General features: G+C 72.9%; 16 protein-coding genes. 6 read left to right on the plus strand and 10 right to left on the minus strand.

All coding sequences use genetic code 11. From position 1 onward, the window contains the following. The 4 genes from ADK65_RS00560 to ADK65_RS00575 form a co-directional block, all read right to left on the minus strand. Positions 1-1,125, minus strand: coding sequence for a family 43 glycosylhydrolase (locus ADK65_RS00560; protein ID WP_053667744.1), 1,125 nt, complete (start codon positions 1,123-1,125; stop codon positions 1-3). 315 nt (positions 1,126-1,440) lie between these two features. Then, entirely contained in the window at positions 1,441-2,268 is an 828-nt protein-coding gene (locus tag ADK65_RS00565) for an MOSC domain-containing protein (RefSeq protein ID WP_053667745.1), read from the minus strand. A gap of 23 nt (positions 2,269-2,291) precedes the next feature. After that, positions 2,292-3,410, minus strand: a complete 1,119-nt coding sequence (locus ADK65_RS00570) for a hypothetical protein (RefSeq protein ID WP_053667746.1) — start codon at positions 3,408-3,410, stop codon at positions 2,292-2,294. 9 nt (positions 3,411-3,419) lie between these two features. Further along, positions 3,420-4,808 carry an amino acid permease gene (locus ADK65_RS00575; RefSeq protein WP_053667747.1) on the minus strand — a complete coding sequence of 463 codons (1,389 nt, stop codon included), beginning with the start codon at positions 4,806-4,808 and terminating at the stop codon, positions 3,420-3,422. A gap of 130 nt (positions 4,809-4,938) precedes the next feature. On the opposite strand from ADK65_RS00575, the gene mmuM reads away from it, so the two are divergent. Further along, positions 4,939-5,850 (plus strand): homocysteine S-methyltransferase, encoded by a 912-nt coding sequence (gene mmuM / locus ADK65_RS00580; RefSeq protein WP_053667748.1) that lies wholly within the window; start codon positions 4,939-4,941, stop codon positions 5,848-5,850. Positions 5,851-5,946: 96 nt separating this feature from the next. Here mmuM and ADK65_RS00585 read toward each other — a convergent pair whose 3' ends face one another. The 3 genes from ADK65_RS00585 to ADK65_RS00595 form a co-directional block, all read right to left on the minus strand. After that, positions 5,947-6,798, minus strand: coding sequence for an ABC transporter permease (locus ADK65_RS00585; protein ID WP_053667749.1), 852 nt, complete (start codon positions 6,796-6,798; stop codon positions 5,947-5,949). Then, the gene (locus ADK65_RS00590) at positions 6,798-7,682 is read right to left on the minus strand and encodes an ABC transporter ATP-binding protein (protein WP_234352771.1); all 885 of its coding nucleotides are present in this window, start codon (positions 7,680-7,682) and stop codon (positions 6,798-6,800) included. The genes ADK65_RS00585 and ADK65_RS00590 overlap by 1 nt, the downstream gene beginning before the upstream one ends. Positions 7,683-7,967: 285 nt before the next feature. Continuing rightward, positions 7,968-9,584 (minus strand): carboxylesterase/lipase family protein, encoded by a 1,617-nt coding sequence (locus tag ADK65_RS00595; protein ID WP_053667751.1) that lies wholly within the window; start codon positions 9,582-9,584, stop codon positions 7,968-7,970. 366 nt (positions 9,585-9,950) lie between these two features. Here ADK65_RS00595 and ADK65_RS00600 point away from each other — a divergent pair, with 366 nt between their 5' ends. From ADK65_RS00600 to ADK65_RS00610, 3 genes are all read left to right on the plus strand, one after another. Further along, positions 9,951-10,994, plus strand: a complete 1,044-nt coding sequence (locus ADK65_RS00600; RefSeq protein ID WP_053667752.1) for a LacI family DNA-binding transcriptional regulator — start codon at positions 9,951-9,953, stop codon at positions 10,992-10,994. A 162-nt stretch (positions 10,995-11,156) separates the two neighbouring features. Then, positions 11,157-11,582: a RidA family protein gene (locus tag ADK65_RS00605; protein ID WP_053667753.1), complete on the plus strand. Its 426-nt coding sequence runs from the start codon at positions 11,157-11,159 to the stop codon at positions 11,580-11,582. Positions 11,583-11,769: 187 nt separating this feature from the next. Further along, positions 11,770-12,231, plus strand: a complete 462-nt coding sequence (locus tag ADK65_RS00610) for a helix-turn-helix domain-containing protein (RefSeq protein WP_053667754.1) — start codon at positions 11,770-11,772, stop codon at positions 12,229-12,231. Between the two features lie 36 nt (positions 12,232-12,267). Here the strand turns inward: ADK65_RS00610 and ADK65_RS00615 are convergent, their stop codons facing one another. After that, positions 12,268-12,807 carry a peptidoglycan-binding domain-containing protein gene (locus tag ADK65_RS00615; protein WP_053667755.1) on the minus strand — a complete coding sequence of 180 codons (540 nt, stop codon included), beginning with the start codon at positions 12,805-12,807 and terminating at the stop codon, positions 12,268-12,270. A 256-nt stretch (positions 12,808-13,063) separates the two neighbouring features. Here ADK65_RS00615 and ADK65_RS37815 point away from each other — a divergent pair, with 256 nt between their 5' ends. After that, complete coding sequence (locus ADK65_RS37815; RefSeq protein WP_053667756.1) at positions 13,064-13,462, plus strand: VOC family protein; 399 nt, start codon at positions 13,064-13,066, stop codon at positions 13,460-13,462. Here the strand turns inward: ADK65_RS37815 and ADK65_RS00625 are convergent. Together ADK65_RS00625 and ADK65_RS00630 are read right to left on the minus strand one after the other, a co-directional pair. Further along, on the minus strand, positions 13,448-14,131 hold the full coding sequence (locus tag ADK65_RS00625; RefSeq protein ID WP_053667757.1) for a helix-turn-helix domain-containing protein: 684 nt from the start codon (positions 14,129-14,131) through the stop codon (positions 13,448-13,450). The two genes, ADK65_RS37815 and ADK65_RS00625, sit on opposite strands and share 15 nt — an antisense overlap. Before the next feature lie 223 nt (positions 14,132-14,354). Beyond that, positions 14,355-15,536, minus strand: a complete 1,182-nt coding sequence (locus ADK65_RS00630) for a YihY/virulence factor BrkB family protein (protein WP_078955743.1) — start codon at positions 15,534-15,536, stop codon at positions 14,355-14,357. A 110-nt stretch (positions 15,537-15,646) separates the two neighbouring features. Here ADK65_RS00630 and ADK65_RS00635 point away from each other — a divergent pair, with 110 nt between their 5' ends. Then, positions 15,647-17,281: an acyl-CoA dehydrogenase family protein gene (locus ADK65_RS00635; RefSeq protein ID WP_053667759.1), complete on the plus strand. Its 1,635-nt coding sequence runs from the start codon at positions 15,647-15,649 to the stop codon at positions 17,279-17,281. Positions 17,282-17,493: the final 212 nt, after the last annotated feature.

Below are 17,493 nucleotides of genomic sequence, written 5' to 3' on the forward strand. Positions count from 1 at the left end.
TCATTCACCCGCCGGCGGGGTGTCGGCGACCGGTATGCCGAAGTCGGGGGTGCCGTCGCTCTTCCAGCCGAGTGTCTGGACGCGGGTGTGGCGGTTGGGATCGTTCAGCGGGTCGCCGTTGATCTCCTTGTACTGGCGGGCGTGGTAGACGAGGACGTCGGTGCGGCCGTCCTCGGCGACCGTGAAGCAGTTGTGGCCCGGGCCGTACTGCTTGGTCGTGTCGTTGCTGGTGAAGACCGGGACCGGCGACTTGGACCAGCTCATGGGGTCCAGGAGGTGACTGTCGGCGTCGGCGGTCAGCAGACCCATGCAGTAGTTGAAGTCGGTGGCGCTGGCCGAGTACGTCATGAAGAGGCGGCCGTTGCGCTTGAGGACGTACGGGCCTTCGTTGACCCTGTAGCCGATGCACTCCCAGTCGTACTCCGGGGTGGAGAGCCGCACCTGCGGGCCCGTCAGGGTCCACGGGCTCGCCATCTCCGACAGGAAGATGCCGGTGTTGTTGTCCAGCCCGGGCTCGTGCTGGGCCCAGGCGAGGTAACGCCTGCCCCGGTGGGTGAAGGTGGTGGCGTCCAGGGAGAAGGTTTCCCACGCCGTCTTGATCTGGCCCCTTTCCACCCAGGTGCCCTGGAAGGGGTTGGCGTGGGCGTTCTCCAGCACCCAGATGCGGATCGCCCAGACGTCCTCGGCCGGTGCGGAGGCGAAGTAGATGTACCACTTGCCGCCGATGCGGTGCAGTTCGGGCGCCCATATGTGGGCGCCCATGGGGCCGGTGGCGTGGGCGCGCCAGATGACGGACTCGTCCGCCGTGCCGAGGCCCCCCAGGGTGCGGGAGCGGCGCAGGATGATGCGGTCGTACTCGGGGGCGGTGGCGGTGAAGTAGTAGAAGCCGTCCGTGTGCCGCTGGATGTGCGGGTCGGCGCGGTTGCGGACGAGCGGGTTCACGAAGGGGGCGGGCTTCGGGCGCCCGCCGGCTGTTTCGGCGGCGGATTCCGTGACGGTCGCCGGGGGCGCCGCCTGGGCGGTGCCGGGGAGGGCGGGGACGGCGGCGAAGGCGCCGGCGGCCGCGGCGCCCTTCAGCAGCAGTCTGCGGCTGGGGGATGTGGGCGGAACAGGGTCGCGGCTCATGCGGCCTGCCTCTCATGGGGTGGGGGGAACACACCACGCCGTCTGAAATCTCGAACGTCATCTGTCATTACGAACGCGGAAAAGGTAAGGGTGTGCCACGAGGAGGTCAACGGGTCTGACGGGGCGAGTCGTTGACCGCTCCCCGCCATCGGCACGAGCCGGACCCGTCCCCGTGGTGCGCGCAGCCACACCCGGACCACGGCAGCGGCCACAGGCGTGCGCACCGCCGCTTCTCGCTCGATCCCCACGCGGCATTTCTCGATCGTCCGCTGCTGCGCCCAGGGCGGCCCCCATCGGTCGGTCTGAGCCGCGGCCTCACAGTTCGGACTCCCCCCACGCCGCGACCTCCACCTCGTCACCCACCGCCACCGTGCCGGGCCGGAGCACCGCGTATTTCGTGCCGAAGGCGATGCCACCCTGGCGGGCGCGGCGGTAGGTGGCGAGGGTGCGCAGGGGTTCCGGGCCCGCTCGGGTGCCGGTGTGCTGGTCGACGAGGGTGACCGCGCAGCGGATGGCGAGTTTGGCGTAGCCCAGTTCCGCGCCGCCGATGCGGAGGCGGCGGGCGCGGTCCTCCGTGTGGGGGTCGTCCCAGCCGTCGACGACGAGGTTGGGGCGGAAGCGGTCGAACGGCAGGGGGCCCGCACCGCGGTCGGTCATCCGCTGGTCGAGGAGGTCGAGTGTGGAGCGGGAGATGACGTGCAGGGCGCAGCTGTCGGCGTAGCCGGAGGTGCCGGGTGTGAGGCCGTCGGTCACCCGGTCGTGTTCCGGTGGGACCCGTACCAGCCGGCTCGGCGCGCCCAGCAGATCCGAGAGCCAGTGGGCCGCGTCATCACCTTGGTCGATGCCCCGGTAGGCGGTTCCGAACAGGTCGACCTTCCGCCGGGGGCCGGAGGTGTCCACCCGGACGTGGAGGGACTCGGTGTCGGGTGCGGTGAGCGTGAGGCGGTCGCCGCCGGGCGTGAGGAGGGGGCGGATGACGGCCAGCAGCGGGTTGCGGCGCTGCGTCCGGTACACGCCCTCCTCGCTGACGACCATGAAGCTGCGGTCGTGCGCCGGTCCGGCCGGGGTGATCACCGCCTCGCGTACCGGCGTCCCGGCGCAGCCCTTGACGGGGTAGTACGACAGCTCGACGACCCGGGCCATGGCCTCTCACTCCGTTCCACGGCTCAACGGCCGCTGGGGGCTTCCGGGAAACCGAGCAGGGGAGCCAGCATCCGCGCCTCGGCCGCCCACTCGGCCAGGAACGCCAGCGTCCGGCCCGTTTCCCGGTGACGGACCTCGGCCGGGACCGTGCCCTCACCGTCGTGGGCCACCGGCTCCTCGTCCGCCCGCTCAAGCATCAGGGCCGTGAGCCAGTGGTACTTCACCGCCGAGGCGCACACACCGAGCCGGACGAGGCGTTCGTCGCCCCGCCGTCCGCTCCCGAGCAGCCCGTGCACGTAGGCGTCGTAGGCCGCCTTGGCGAGGCCCGGCAGGTCGGCGGCCGGGACGTACAGGCCGAAGACGCACTCCGGGAGGTAGGTGCCGAGGTCCTCGCCGAGGGCGCCGTCGCCGGTGAACGCCCAGTCGAGCAGGACGCTGGTGCCGGGGCCGCCGGAGAGGACGTTCGCGGGCCGCTGGTCGAGGTGGCTCAGGGCGCGGGGCAGCGACTCCATGACCGTGAGGAACCACTCGCGGTCGTGGTGGAGGCGGACCATGTCCTCGCGCAGGCCGGGCGGGAAGTGCCGCCGGATCAGGGGGTGCCGCCACGCCTCGTCGTCGTCGAGCCGCTCCTCACCGGTCGTCTTCCGCGAGGTGTGGTCCCGCAGGAAGGAGTGGGACAGCCAGGGGGCGTCCTCCCCCGGGCCGATCGCGCCCTGCGCGGCGCCCAGGCAGTGGGCGTGGTCGACGTGGCCGGTGAAGGCCCATGCGGTGGCCGGTTCACCCGGCACGTCCTCCAGCCACAACGCCACGTCACCGTCCGGGCGTTCGACGTACTCCAGCAACCGGGGGGCGCGGATGCCGTGCCGCTGCCACACCCCGGCGAGACCGGTCCGGTGGACGTAGGCCTCGCGGCGCCAGAAGTTCCGGTGACGCGGGTCGTTGGACTCCGACCACGCGACGCCGCTCTCCTGCGTCCGCGTCAGCACCTTCAGAACGGCACAGCGGCCGCCGCCGGTGACCCGCCACAGCCCGGCCGTGACGCCGTTCCGCGGGTTGTGCGGGAGTGGCTCGAACACCGCCTCGTCCGCGGGGACGTGCAGGACCTCACGTACTTCGGCATGCGCTGCGGCGACCTCGGGCATCCCCCGATGCTATGCCTCGGCCACGGCGCTGTCCGTGCGTCCCCGCAGCCACACGTACACCGGGATCCCCGCGAAGAGGAACAGCACGCCCTGGTAGACGGCCGCGTACCCGGCGCCGGCGATCAGCCAGAAGGAGAAGCCGAAGGAGAGCACGGCGACGGTCAGGTCACGGGCGAGACCGGCGGGACGGACCCGGTCGCGGGTGCCGCGGGCCAGCCAGTACAACTGGGCCGCCGCCGACAACAGGTAGGGCACGCAGCCGGTGAAGGTGGTGATCAGGACGAGGACGCGGAACGTGGTGTCCGGGCCTGCCGTGTAGTTGAGGGCGATGAGGAGGCTGCCGAGGACCGCGCAGGCCCACACCCCGAAGCCGGGGACACCGCCCTTGCCGAGACGGGCGAAGGGCGCCGGGAAGAGGCCGTCGCGGGCGGCGGCGTACGGCATCTGGGCGGCCATGAGGATCCAGCCGTTGAGGCAGCCGGTGATCGAGGCGACGGCGACCAGAGCGATGGCGGTGCCGCCCCAGGAGCTGCCGGTGAGGGCGTTGACGGCGTCGGCGAAGGGGGCGCCGGAGTCGACGAGCCGGTCGTGCGGGACCAGGCCGAAGACGGCGATGGTTCCGAGGACGTAGACGAGGGCGGAGGCCAGGGTGCCGAGGACGCTCGCCCGGCCGACCGTGCGCTCGGGGTCGCGGACCTCGCCCGCGCTGACGGCGGCGGACTCGACCCCGAGGAAGCTGTACAGCAGCAGCGCGGCGGAGGCGGCCAGCGCGCCGGAGACACTCTGTCCGGAGGCGTTGAACGGGCCGAAGTTGTCGGCGTCGACGAAGAACAGGCCGATCGTGGCCAGCAGGAGCAGCGGTACGAACTTCAGGATCGTGGAGACGACCTGTACCGCGCCGACCCAGCGGGTGCCCGCGAAGTTCGCCGCGGCCGGCAGCCAGAGGGCGGCCATCGCGACGAGGGCCTGGAGGGCGTGGTTGCCGTGCAGGGGTATGAGGACCTCGACGTAGCCGACGACCGCGACGGCCAGGGCGGCGATGCTGACCCAGCACATCGTCCAGTACGACCAGGCCGACAGGAACCCGGCGAACTCGCCGAAGGCGTCCCGGGGGTAGACGTACAGGCCGCCGGTGACGGGGCTGCGCCGCGCAAGTCTGCCGAAGAGCAGCGCGAGCAGGACGGCTCCCACCGAGAGCACGAGGAACGCGAGCAGGCTGACCGTGCCGTACGGGGCGACGGTGGCGGGCAGGGCGAAGATGCCGCCGCCGATGATGTTGCCCATGACAAGGGCCGTGGCGGCGGCGAGGCCGAAGGTGCGGCGGCGGGCGGGCGCCGGGGTGGCTCCCGCGGCCGGGTCGGCGGGTTCTGCGGCCTCGGTGGGGCTGGGGACGGTCATGAGGGTTCCTGTACAAGCGGAGGGGGAGGGTCCTGATCGTAAACCGCGATCCCACATGCTGGTCGACCTGTTCATCTGATGGACACAAACGGCTGGGTTCCGCGACGGAACGTCGACTACCGTCGTCGGCATGACCAGCACCCTCTCCCTCGCAGAAGCCCTCGCCGCCGGGACGGTCGTCCTCGACGGAGGCATGTCCAACCAGCTCGAATCCGCCGGGCACGACCTGAGCGACGAGCTGTGGTCGGCCCGGCTGCTCGCCGAGCAGCCGGAGGCGGTGACCGAGGCGCACCTCGCCTACTTCCAGGCGGGGGCGGACGTGGCGATCACGGCCAGCTACCAGGCCACGTTCGAGGGCTTCGCGGGGCGCGGGATCGGCCACGACCGGGCGGCCGAACTCATGGCGCTGAGCGTGGAGTCGGCCCGGGAGGCGGCCCGGCGGGCGCGGGTCTCCCGGCCCCTGTGGGTGGCCGCCTCGGCCGGCCCGTACGGGGCGATGCTCGCGGACGGTTCGGAGTACCGGGGGCGCTACGGGCTGAGCGTGGACGAGCTGGAACGATTCCACCGGCCGCGCCTGGAGGTCCTGGCCGCGGCCCGGCCCGACGTCCTCGCCCTGGAGACGGTCCCGGACGCCGACGAGGCCACGGCCCTGCTGCGGGCGGTGCGCGGGCTCGGGGTGCCGGCCTGGCTGACGTACTCCGTGGCCGGTGACCGCACCCGTGCGGGGCAGCCGCTGGAGGAGGCCTTCGCCCCCGCCGCCGAGGCGGACGAGGTGATCGCGGTCGGGGTGAACTGCTGCGCGCCGCAGGACGTGGACACCGCGGTGGCGACGGCGGCGCGGGTCACCGGCAAGCCCGTCGTCGTCTACCCCAACAGCGGCGAGACGTGGGACGCCGGGGCGCGCGCCTGGACCGGCCGCTCCAGCTTCACCGCCGGCCAGGTGAAGGGCTGGCAGCAGGCGGGAGCCCGGCTCATCGGCGGCTGCTGCAGAGTGGGGCCGGAGGCCATCTCGGGCATCGCCGGGACGCTGAGGGGGGCGTAGCGCCGCGACCCGGGGTGCGAGCACCCACGGCCCCGGTCCCCGGCCCGGGCCCCCCCGTCCTGGCCCGGTGGGTCCCGGCGCTGTGGCGGTCTCCTTCTAACCGACCCGCTGCATCGCCCTGCGGTGCCGTTCCGCCATCGCGGCCCCGGACTCGCGGCGGGCCATCCTGCGCAGGACGGAGGGGGCGAGGAGGAGCCCGGCGACCGCCCAGGCACCCAGCACTCCCGCTGTCTCCAGGTGCCGCCAGGACGCGCCGATCTCGGCGGCGACCGCATCGGTCGGCAGCAGCGCCGAGCGGAGACCGAGTCCCAGCCAGTAGACGGGGAAGACCTGCCCGACGGTCCGCAGCCACGGGGGCAGCTCCGACAGCGGGAAGTAGATCCCGGAGACCACGACGAGTCCCATCACCGGGAGCATCAGCAACCCGACGGTGCGCGGACTGCTGACGAGTGAGCCGACGACGGCGCCCATCGGCAAGGTGGCCAGGAGGCCCAGCGGCACCACCCACACCAGCGTCAGCAACGCTCCGCCGCCCTGCCGGGCCACGCCGTCGACCAGGAACACGCCGACGGCGAAGGGGAGTGCCATGGAGGCGAGAGCCGTACCCGAGACCATGACGATCTTGCCGACCAGGTGGCCGACCATGCCGTGCGGCACGGCCTTGGCCCGCAGCAGGGTGCCGTCCTCGCGCTCGGTCGCGAGCAGCTGCGCCGTGGTCGACAGCCCGGTGAAGGCGAGCGTCATCCCCAGCACGCTCGGCAGCATGAAAGCGCCGAGCGAGATCCCGGCGCCCTTCAGCGCATCGTCCCTGGCCAGGAACAGCGGCACGACGAGCAGAACCGTCCAGAGCACGTACCCGAACACGTCCTGGCCGGTGGTGAACGTGTGCCGGAGTTCCGTGCAGCCGCGCCGTACCCCGACCAGCGCCGCGTACCACACCGGAGTCATCACCGAGCCTCCCCGAAAGCGTGTACGGCCCGCTCATCGGGAACGGCGCCGGCCTCGAAGTCCCGCACCATCGTCAGGTAGGTGTCCTCCAGGCTCGTCCGGCGCACCTCCAGGCCGCCGATCGCATCGCCGTGCTCCTCGAACAGCCGGCGCACGAACCGGGTGGGCTCGGCCGTCGCCTCCTCGAACGGCCGCCCGTCCCGCGTCCAGCGCACCGTCGCCTCGGCCGACACCTGCCGGGACAGCTCCACCGCGGAACCGTCGGCGACGATCCGGCCACCGGCCAGGATGAGGATCCGGTCGGCGAGCTTCTCCGCCTCGGCGAGGTCGTGCGTGGTCAGCACAACGGTGGTGTTCTCGTCCGCGAGCCCGCGCACCAGGCCGTGGAACTCGCTCCTCGCCTCCGGGTCCAGACCGGCCGTCGGCTCGTCCAGGAACAGCACCTCGGGCCTGCCCACGATGCCGACGGCCACGTCGAAACGCCTGCGCTGCCCGCCGGACAGAGTCCCGACCCGTTGGTTCGCCTGCTCGGCCAGCCCCACCGCGGCGAGGAGTTCGTCCACGTCCCAGGGGCGTCGCACGAGAGCCGTCGAGTACGGCGCGTAGTAGGAGCCGAGGTGGGCCAGCAGTTCCCGCACCCGCCACTTGCCGTGGTCGCGCCAGGACTGCAGCACGATGCCCAGGCGCGCGCGCCACCTCTCGTCCCCGCGGGCCGGATCGGTACCGAGGACGGTCACGTCCCCGGCCGAGCGCATCCGGAAGCCTTCCAGGATCTCGATCGTGGTCGTCTTGCCGGCGCCGTTCGGACCGAGCAGCAGGACGACTTCGCCTCGCCCGGCCGTGAAGCCGACCCCCTTCAACACGTCCTGGCTGCGGTAGCGCATGCGCAGATCCCGCACGTCGATGACCGTGTCGTGATCCGGCTGCGGGCTGCTCGCCCCCACCGCCGGTAAGGCGTGATCGGTCGTCACCGGTGTCCCCCGTCCGTCTCGTGGTCCGTCCTGCGGGCAGGGGCCGGAGGCCGTGCCGGCGTCCGTGGTCATGGGACGTGGTCTACGGCCGAGGCTGCCAAGGGTCTACGGCCGAGGCTGCCAAGGCTTCCCGGCAGCAGCCGTTCGGGCCCTCCCGGGCGAACAGATTACCGAACGCCCCGCCGGGTGGCGGCGCCGTCAGTGCCGTCGCAGAGCGCCCGAGCGGCGCAGGCGCCGTACGGCTGACCGCAGTTCCGTGCCGCGGCCGGACGAGCCGTCGGCGGGGACGACCGAAGGCGTGGATTCCGCGGGCCTGAGGGCGTCGGCCTTCCAGAGGGCGAGTTCACGGTCCCGGGGGCCGTACGCCGTGTACGCCAGGCCGTTCTCCGCGTCCGGCGCCCGGTCGCCGAAGACGCGCACCGGGTGGGCCGCATCCCAGCGCTCCCAGCCGGGGTCGCCGTCCGTGGCGAAGCGGACCCACGCCCGGTGCATCGCGTCGGCCAGTTCCTGCGGGGCGCCCTCACCGGCGAGTTTCCGCGACTCGGGGACGTCCCCGGTGTCGAAGACGAAGCCCAGCTCCAGCGCGTGACAGGCACCGAGGCCGGGCAGGTTCGAGGGCCAGGCGAACTCGTAGACGTACGACGGTTCCGTGCGGGCGTCGGCCAGGTGGTGCAGGGGTATGCGCAGCAGATGGTCGGTGACCAGCTGGCCGACGGTCTCCGCGGTGCCGGCCTCGGGGTGCAGAGTGCGGTAGCCGCGCGGGACCTCGCTGCCGCAGCGGCAGCGGGCCATGGCGCCCGCCAGGGCGACGGCCCCGAGGCGGTCGACGCGCTCCAGGAGACCGCCCGGCACCAGCCACAGCCGGTATTCGTCGCGGGTCCAGCCCAGCAGCAGCTCGGCCCCGGGGGCCGCGCCGCCGTCGGTGAGGGCCCGAAAAGGATCGCGCGGGACGACGTCGTCGTCGATGACGAGACCGAAGGCGGGCCCGCCGACCACCGGGCTGCTCAGCCTGCCCACCTCGGCCTGGGTGCGCAGCAGCAGATCGCGGTCGACGGCGGCGAAGGCCTCGGCGGTGGCAGGGATCTTCAGGCGGGTGGCCATCCGGCGGACCATGCGCCGTACCCTGGCCCGCTCGGACACCTCGGGCGGCCCGCTCTGCAGGACGGCCCGCCGCACCAGCCCCTGGGTCTGCGGGGCGGCGAGGAGGGCGCCGGCGCTGATCGCCCCGGCGGACTGGCCGAAGAGGGTGATGCGACCGGGGTCGCCGCCGAAGGCCTCGATGACCTCGTGCACCCAGGTCAGGGCGGCTATCTGGTCGCGCAGGCCGGGGTTCGGCGGCGTGTCCGGGAACAGTCCGTAGCCCTCCACGCCCAGCCGGTAGTTGATGGACACACAGACCACGCCGTCGCGGGCGAAGGCATGCCCGTCGTACACGGGTACGGCAGAGGAGCCCCTGGTCAGAGCGCCGCCGTGCAACCAGACGAGGACGGGAAGGCGAGCCTTCGGGTCGGGCTGCGGGGTCCAGACATTGAGGTTCAGGCAGTCGTCGCCGGGCACGACCGGGTCGGACAGGTAGTGCGCGAAGGCGTCGGAGTACGGCGGTTTGGGCGCGGTGGGGCCGAAGGCGACCGCGTCGCGGACACCGTCCCAGGGCGGGAGCGGCACGGGTGGGCGGAAGCGGCGGGGGCCGAAGGGAGGAGCCGCGTACGGGATGCCGCGGAAGACCGCGACACCGCGCTCGTACCGGCCTCGGAGAGCGCCGAAGGGCGTGCTCACCACGGGGTCCGCCTGCGGGTCCGTCCGGTCTGCCGTCATCCGTCCACCAGCCTCCTCACCGCGCTCGTGCTCCGTGAAGATCAGAGCACCTCATTGTGGCCCGGTATTCCGGTGCACGAGCGGGTGTGGGGGCTGTTCGGGTTACTCGCGCCCGGACCTCGTGGACGCGGCGCTCACGGCGGACCTGACCGGCTTTCGGCTGACCTGCACACCCGGCTGAGGCGCTGTTCGGGGTTTCGAAAGTTTTGACCGGCGAGAAGCAGTCAGGCCACCTGCCTTCCCGCCGTCCTGCACCCCACCTACGATAGGAAGCGCTTTCTGCCCGGCTGGACCCCGTGACCGCCGTGTGCAGCGCTGGTCGAAACTTTCCACGGCCCTCGGGCGGGCCGGAGAGGTGGGTTCCCGATGGTCCGTACGGCGAGTGCGAACGTGGCGGCCGGTCCGACGCTGGCGGTCGTGGCGCGCGAGGCGGGGGTGTCGGTGCCGACCGCGTCGAAGGTGGTCAACGGCCGCGAGGACGTGGCACCCGAGACCCGCCGCCGCGTCACCGAGGCGCTCGACCGGCTCGGGTACGTGCGCAGACCTCGCTTCGACGCGGCGAAGGCCCCCCGGCTGGTCGACCTGGTCGTGCACTCGCTGGAGAGTTCCTGGTCGGGCGCGGTACTGCACGGCGCGGAGGAGGCGGCGCACGACGCGGGCCTCGAGGTCGTGGTGTCGGCGGCGCTGATCCGCTCCCGGGTCGGCCGGCCGGAACGCGGCTGGCTGGACAAGCTGGTCGCCCGGGGCTCTTCCGGCGTGCTGTTCAACCTCGCCGAGCTGAGCGACTCGCAGTACGCGTGGCTGGAACAGCACCGCATCCCGTTCGTGATGATCGACCCGGTGCAGGAGCCGCCGGAGGGTGTGGTCTCGGTCGGGGCGGCGAACTGGCAGGGCGGCCTGACGGCCACGGAGCACCTGCTGGCCCTGGGCCACGAGCGGATCGCCGTCATCGCCGGCTCCCGGCGCACGATGTGCAGCACCGCGCGGATCGCCGGATACCGTTCGGCGCTCACGTCGGCCGGGATCCGGCACCGCGCCGAGTACGTCCGGCACGCCTCGTTCGACGAGAACGTCGCCCACCGCCGCATGCTGGAACTCCTGGACCTGCCCGAGCCGCCGACCGCCGTCTTCGTCTGCTCGGACCGGATGGCACTGGGCGTCTACGAGGCCTTGGCCGAAAGGCGGTTGAAGGTACCGGACGACATCAGCGTGGTCGGCTTCGACGACCTGCCCGAGGCGCGCTGGGCCTCCCCCGCCCTGACCACCGTGCGCCAGCCTCTGTCGGAGATGGCCGCCACGGCCCTGCGGTCGCTGCTGCGCATGATGGACGGCGATCGCCCGGAGAGCACGCGCACGGAGTTGTCGACGCGGCTGGTGGAACGGGTGAGCACGGCGGCGCCGCGCGCGTAGGTCCGGCGTGTGCTGCCGGGTGCGCGTCGTGCGCGTACGCGAGGGGCGGGCGGGCGTCGGCGGGTCGGGCGGGAATGCGTCTGTGTGTAGGGGGAGTTGGCGAAAGCGCCAGGTTCGCCGTCGGTGTGACGGCGGACGTACTCAGCGAAGGGGCTGCCTCCCATGACGCGCGACCCGCGCACCATCACCAACCCGGCCACCCTCCACGACCCCACGCCCTTCGGCTACAGCCATGCCGTGTCGGCGCCCGGTGAAGCCGTCTTCATCGGCGGCCAGTACGCCTCTGACCCCACCGGCGCCCCGGTGCCCGGCGACTTCGCCGCGCAGGTGGAGCTGGCCTTCGACCGGCTGCGCTCGGCCTTGGAGGGCGTCGGGCTCGGCTACGAAGACGTCGTACGGCTGGGCACGTTCATCGTGGACCACGACTTGGGGAAGCTGGAGATCCTGGGCAAGGCCCTGCACGCCCGCTTCGGGGAGCGCCTCCCGGCGCAGACACTCAGCGGGGTGGCCTCGCTCGCACTGCCCGGAATGCTGTTCGAGGTCGACGCCGTCGCGGTACGGCCGACGGGGCCGGACGAGGCGGCCTGAGGGGCGGCGCCCGGCGGGGCGCGCGGGACACCCGCCATGGTCGTGCGGGGGCCCGTCGCACACCCCTCGTGCGCGTCGCGCGCCCGCCACCCGGGGGAACTGGCCGGAAGGGCCCGGCGTCGAACGATGCGGCGGGGAGAGGCCGGTGCCCGAGGGCGGGGCGGCGGAGAGCAGTGGGGGGACGACCATGACACGCTGGCGGCCGCTTCCGGACACACTGCCGAGGGAGGCACACCACCTGGTCGAGCAGCTGCGGGCCCTGAAGGACCGCACCGGTCTGAGCCTCGCGGAGCTGGCCCGGCGGACCGCCTACAGCAAGTCGTCATGGCAGCGGTATCTCAGCGGGGCCAAACAGCCACCCCGGGGAGCGGTGCAGGCGCTGTGCCGGGTGGCGGGCGCGGACCAGGCACGGCTGCTGGCGCTGTGGGATCTGGCCGACCGGACGTGGCCGCACGGGATGGCGGTGCCGGCCGGGACGTCGGTGGCGACCGGTACGGCGGTGGCGGCCGGCCCTGTGGAGCGGGCGGCGGACGCGCCGCCGGCCGGTGCCGAGTACCGGCGCTGGCGGGCGGCGGCCCTGGTGTCCTTCGCGGTCATCGTCGTCCTGCTGGCCGGACTGCTGTGGGTACTGCCGACGGGGAGCGGGTGACCGTCACGGCCGGCCGCTCCCCGGCGACGGCGTCGCTCAGCCGAGCGAGCGGTAGTGGGCGTACTTCCACGAGCCGACGTTCTTCAGCTTCACCTGGTACTTGCCGCCCACGCGCTTGAAGTTGACGTTCCGCACGAGGCCCTTGTACTGGACGATGTTGCCGGGCTGGCTCTGCAGCCGGGTCTGGGCGAAGTCCCAGCTCTCGCTGACGACGGTGCCGTCGGTCTCGGGCAGGTTGTGCCGGCTCTGCCACCACTGCGTGGCCGACTCGGTCTCCGGTCCGAACGAGCCGTCGATCTGGCTCTTGCGGAACGGCTGCCACTCCCCCTCGTCGTCCTCCCACTGGGCGCCGTCCGCCCACAGCACGGTCTCCCACAGGGCGACGGCGTTACCCCTGGAGTAGGCGTCGACGCCGAGGTTCTCCTCGTCCTCCCAGTCGTTGGCCACGGCACCCTTGCCGTCGATGCCGAAGTAGGCGGGCGCGGCGTTCGCCGCCGGTGCCAGGGCGATGCCGGTTCCTCCGGCCCCCAGCACCACGGCCGCCATCATCGCCACGGCCCGATCGCGCATGCTCATGCGGTTGTCCTTTCCGAACCGCCGTCCCCCGGCGGGTTGCCCCTGGGGCGGCTCGTCTCGTCTGGCACGGCACAGCCTCGGGGTACGGGACACCCACGGCGAGCCCTTCCGGTGTCCCCGGACCGCCCTGGGACGGTCCACGTCCGAGGCGCCGGGCGTCCCGGCCCGGGGACGGGTCACCGAGGGCCCGTCACGGGTCGGGGGGCCGTCCGTTTTCTTCAAGACCGGGCCTCACCGGCCTTCCTACGGTGGCTCCATGACTGCACGATTCGATGCCATCGGCCTGGTCGTCTCCGACATGGCCGCATCCGTCGCTTTCTACCGCCGGCTCGGGTTCGCCCTCCCGCACGGCGCCGAGGACCAGCCGCACACCGAGGCCGCCCTGCCCGGCGGGCTGCGGCTGATGCTGGACACCGAGGAGACGGTCCGCTCCTTCCTGCCCGGGTGGCGGCCCCCCACGGGCGGGGGCCGGGCCTCGCTCGCCCTGCGCTGCGACCGGCCGAAGGCGGTGGACGCGCTGTACGACGAGCTGACCGGCGCCGGGTACCACGGCGAGCTCGAGCCGTGGGACGCCTTCTGGGGGCAGCGGTACGCCGTGGTCCACGACCCGGACGGCAACGGGGTGGACCTGTTCGCCCCGCTAGCCGGCGAGTAGCTCCCTCAACGGCAGGCCCGACAACTCCCGTACATCACGCGCCAGATGAGCCTGGTCGGCATAACCGGTCCGGACGGCCGTCTCCGCGAACGGCACACCGGCCCGGGCCAGTGCGAGGGCGCGGCGCAGCCGCAGGATGCGGGCCAGGGTCTTGGGACCGTAACCGAAGGCGGACAGGGAACGCCGGTGCAACCGGCGTGTTCCGAGTCCGAGTCTCTCGGCGGTCACGGCGACGGGGCGACCTGCGTCGAGGGCGGTGACGACCTGCCGGAGCAGCGGATCGGGAGGTCCGCAATCGGCCGACTGCCGCAGCGCCAGGTCCTCCAGGCCGCTCGCCGGGTCGGGGGCGGCGTTCACACCGCCGGCCAGCCGCCGCACCCGCGCGGCCGGCCACAGGTCGGCGAGCTCGACGCGCCGGTCGCGCAGCTCGTGCGCCAGCACGCCCAGGAGCGCCGGGGCCGTGCCCGGGTAGAAACGGATTCCGGCCCAGGGGCCGGTCCCACCCTCCGTGAGATGGGCACGGGTGTCGGGCCCGGCGACCATCAGCCGCCCGTCGTGCCACAGCAGATCCATGCACCCGTCGGGCAGCACGCGGCCCGCCCCGGGCCCGGACGGGGTGTTGGTCCACACGACCGCCCCGGGCAGCCGCGAGGCCCGCTCCACATACATGCGAGCCACGCTACGCCGGGTCCCTGCGGCGCCCGGCCCCGCCGCCGCACCGGACGCACCGGACTCGCCCCGGCCGACCGGGCGCCGTGTGGGGCGACGGGGCCCCACCGTACCGGGCGGTCTCGATGCGGGACTACGGAGAGGCACTGGTCGGCTGCGGTGTGCCGCCGCGAGGAGGTGGCGGGGCCGAAGGAGATCCTGGGGGTTCGCGGACCTCGCCCGGTCATGTGTCCTCGGGCGGCTGCCCCTCACCGTTGACCTGGGTGTTCTTCACCTGGGTGCTTTTCACGTGCGTGCTCTTCACGTGCGTGCTCTTCACGTGGGTGCGCAGGCGGGCCGAGACGTCCTCGGGGGGCAGGAAGCGGGACCAGCGCTCCGGGAACTCGGAGGGCATGTCGGGGTCGGCCTCGCCCGTGGCGGTGGCGCGGGCGACGTACTCGGCGACCTGGGCCTGCCGCAGCCGCTCGTTGGCCTCCCGGGCGGCAGCCGTGGCGGCGGCGGGCCAGACCCGGTCGATGGCGGCGTTGACGGCGGCCCCGACGAGCACGGCGAACGCGGACACACCGATCCACAGCAGCACGGCGACGGGCGCGGCGAGGGAGCCGTAGATCGTGGGACCCTCGACCGTGCTGGTCAGGTAGATCCGCAGCAGGAAGCTGCCGAGCACCCACATGCCGAGGGCGACCAGCGCGCCGGGCACGTCCTCGATCCACGGGGAGCGGACCGGGACGGACACGTGGTAGAGCGTGGTCAGGAAGGCGATCGACAGCAGGATCACCGTGGGCCAGTACAGGACCTGCACGACCGTCGTCGACCAGGGCACGATCCGCACCACCGCGTCCGGCCCGGCCACCATCAGCGGCAGGGCGACCGAGCCGATCAGCAGGGCCACGATGAACAGCAGGAAGGCCATCAGCCGGGTCTTGACGATGCCCCGGACGCCGTCGAGGCCGTACATCACGGTGATGGTGTCGATGAAGACGTTCACCGCGCGGGAGCCCGACCACAGGGCGAACAGGAAGCCGATGGAGATGACGTCCGGCCGGCCGCCCTTCATCACGTCGTGCAGGATCGGCTGGGCGATCTCGCGGACGCCCTGGTCGGACAGGACCGTGCGGGAGGCCTCCAGGAGGTTGGTCTGCAGGCTCTCAATGGTGTCGGCGCCGGTCCAGGCGTCGACGTAACCGAGCAGTCCGATCATGCTCAGCAGCAGGGGCGGCACCGACAGCAGGGTGAAGAACGCGGCCTCGGCCGCGAGGCCCAGGATGCGGTACTCGACGCAGGAGTTGACGGTGTCCTTGACCAACAGCCAGGCGGTCCTGCGCTTGGAGACGTTCCGGTAGAGAGCCCGCGCCCGGTGGAGGCGCCCGGAGGGCGTGTCGGGGGTTTCACTTGCTGGCTGCACCCCCTAACGGTATCCGTCGTGCCCGGCCCCACCCACCCACAGGCCGGGTCTTCGCGGACCGGTCCGGGTCCACCGGGTACCAAGGGGCTACCGCGGGGTACGTTCGCAGCATGGCAGGCAGCACCCACACCGTGACGAACCAGGTCCCGCCTCTGGTCGGGTACGACGTCTTCTCCGCCGACCGGGCCCTGGCCGAGGCGGTCGACCGGCATGCCGATCCGGACCTGCGTGAGGAGGTCCTCGGCGAGCTGGCCGCGCTGGGCCGGACCTCGGGCTCGGCCCAGGTGCAGGAGTGGGGGCGGCTGGCCAACGAGAACCCGCCGCGGCTGCTCACGCACGACCGGTACGGCAACCGCGTCGACGAGGTCGAGTTCCATCCCTCCTGGCACCGGCTGCTCGGCAAGGGCGTCTCGGCCGGCCTGACGGCCGCCTGGGACCGGCCGGCCGGACATCTGCGGCGGGCCGCCGCCTTCCTGGTGTGGACGCAGGTCGAGGCGGGCAACGGCTGCCCGCTGTCGATGACCCACGCGGCGGTGCCCGCCCTGCGCGCCGACCCGGACCTGGCCGCCGAGTGGGAGCCCCGGCTGACGTCCATGGTCTACGACCGTGAGCTGCGGCCGGCGCACCTCAAGGCCGGGGCGCTGTTCGGGATGGGCATGACCGAGAAGCAGGGGGGCAGCGACGTCCGGGCGAACACCACGGCGGCACGGCCCCTCGCCGAGGACGGGACGTATGAGCTGACCGGGCACAAGTGGTTCTGCTCGGCTCCCATGTCCGACGGCTTCCTGGTGCTGGCGCAGGCTCCGGACGGGCTGACCTGCTTCCTGGTGCCGCGGGTGCTGCGGGACGGTTCGCGCAACGTGTTCCGGATCCAGCGGCTCAAGGACAAGCTGGGCAATCGGTCGAACGCCTCCGCCGAGGTCGAGTTCGACGGGACCTGGGCGCGCCGGGTGGGTGAGGAGGGACGGGGAGTCCGGACCATCATCGAGATGGTCGCGGCGACCCGGCTCGACTGTGTGCTCGGCTCGGCGGGGCTGATGCGGCAGGCCGTGGCGCAGGCGGTGCACCACTGCACCTACCGCGAGGCGTTCGGCGGGAAGCTCGCCGACAAGCCGCTGATGCGCAACGTGCTGGCCGACCTGGCTCTCGAGTCGGAAGCGTCGACCACGCTGGCGCTGCGGCTCGCGGCGGCGTACGACGACGGCGGCGAGCAGGAGCGGGCGCTGCTGCGGATCGCGGTGCCGGCCGCGAAGTACTGGGTGACCAAGCGGTGCCCGCCCGTCGCCGTGGAGGCCGCGGAGTGCCTCGGCGGCAACGGCTACGTCGAGGAGTCCCAGATCCCTCGGCTGGTGCGCGAGTCCCCGCTCAACTCGATCTGGGAGGGCGCGGGCAACGTCCAGGCGCTGGACGTCCTGCGGGCGTTGCAACGGGAACCGGGGGCGCTGGACGCGTATCTGCGGGAGGTCGGGCAGGCGCGCGGCGCCGATCACCGCCTGGACGCGGCGATCAAGAACCTGCTGACCGAACTCGCCGATCTGGAGGGCGTGGAGGGGCGGGCGCGGCGGCTGACGGAGCGGCTCGCGCTGGTGCTCCAGGGTTCGCTGCTGGTCCGTTTCGCGCCGCCGCAGGTCGCCGACGCCTTCTGCGCGGGGCGGCTCGGCGGGGACGGGGGCACGGCCTTCGGGACGCTGCCGCACACGCTGGATCTGGCGTCGGTGGTGGAGCGGGCGCGGCCGGTGGCCTGATCAGGCCCGCCGGCCCGTAGGTGAAGGTGCCTCGTCCGCGAAGAGCGAGGGTGGTGCTGCGCCGACACGGCACCACCCCCGCCGCACTGGCCCGTTCGAGCCGCTGAACGCCGCTCGGGACGGCGCGGATCAAGTTTCGGACACGGCCGGGCCATCCACCAGGGTTGCAGGGGGTTGCAACTTGCTGCCGACTGTGTGCGGACTGTGCGCGC

The sequence above is a fragment of the Streptomyces sp. NRRL B-1140 genome (assembly GCF_001280065.1).
Lineage (GTDB): Bacteria > Actinomycetota > Actinomycetes > Streptomycetales > Streptomycetaceae > Streptomyces.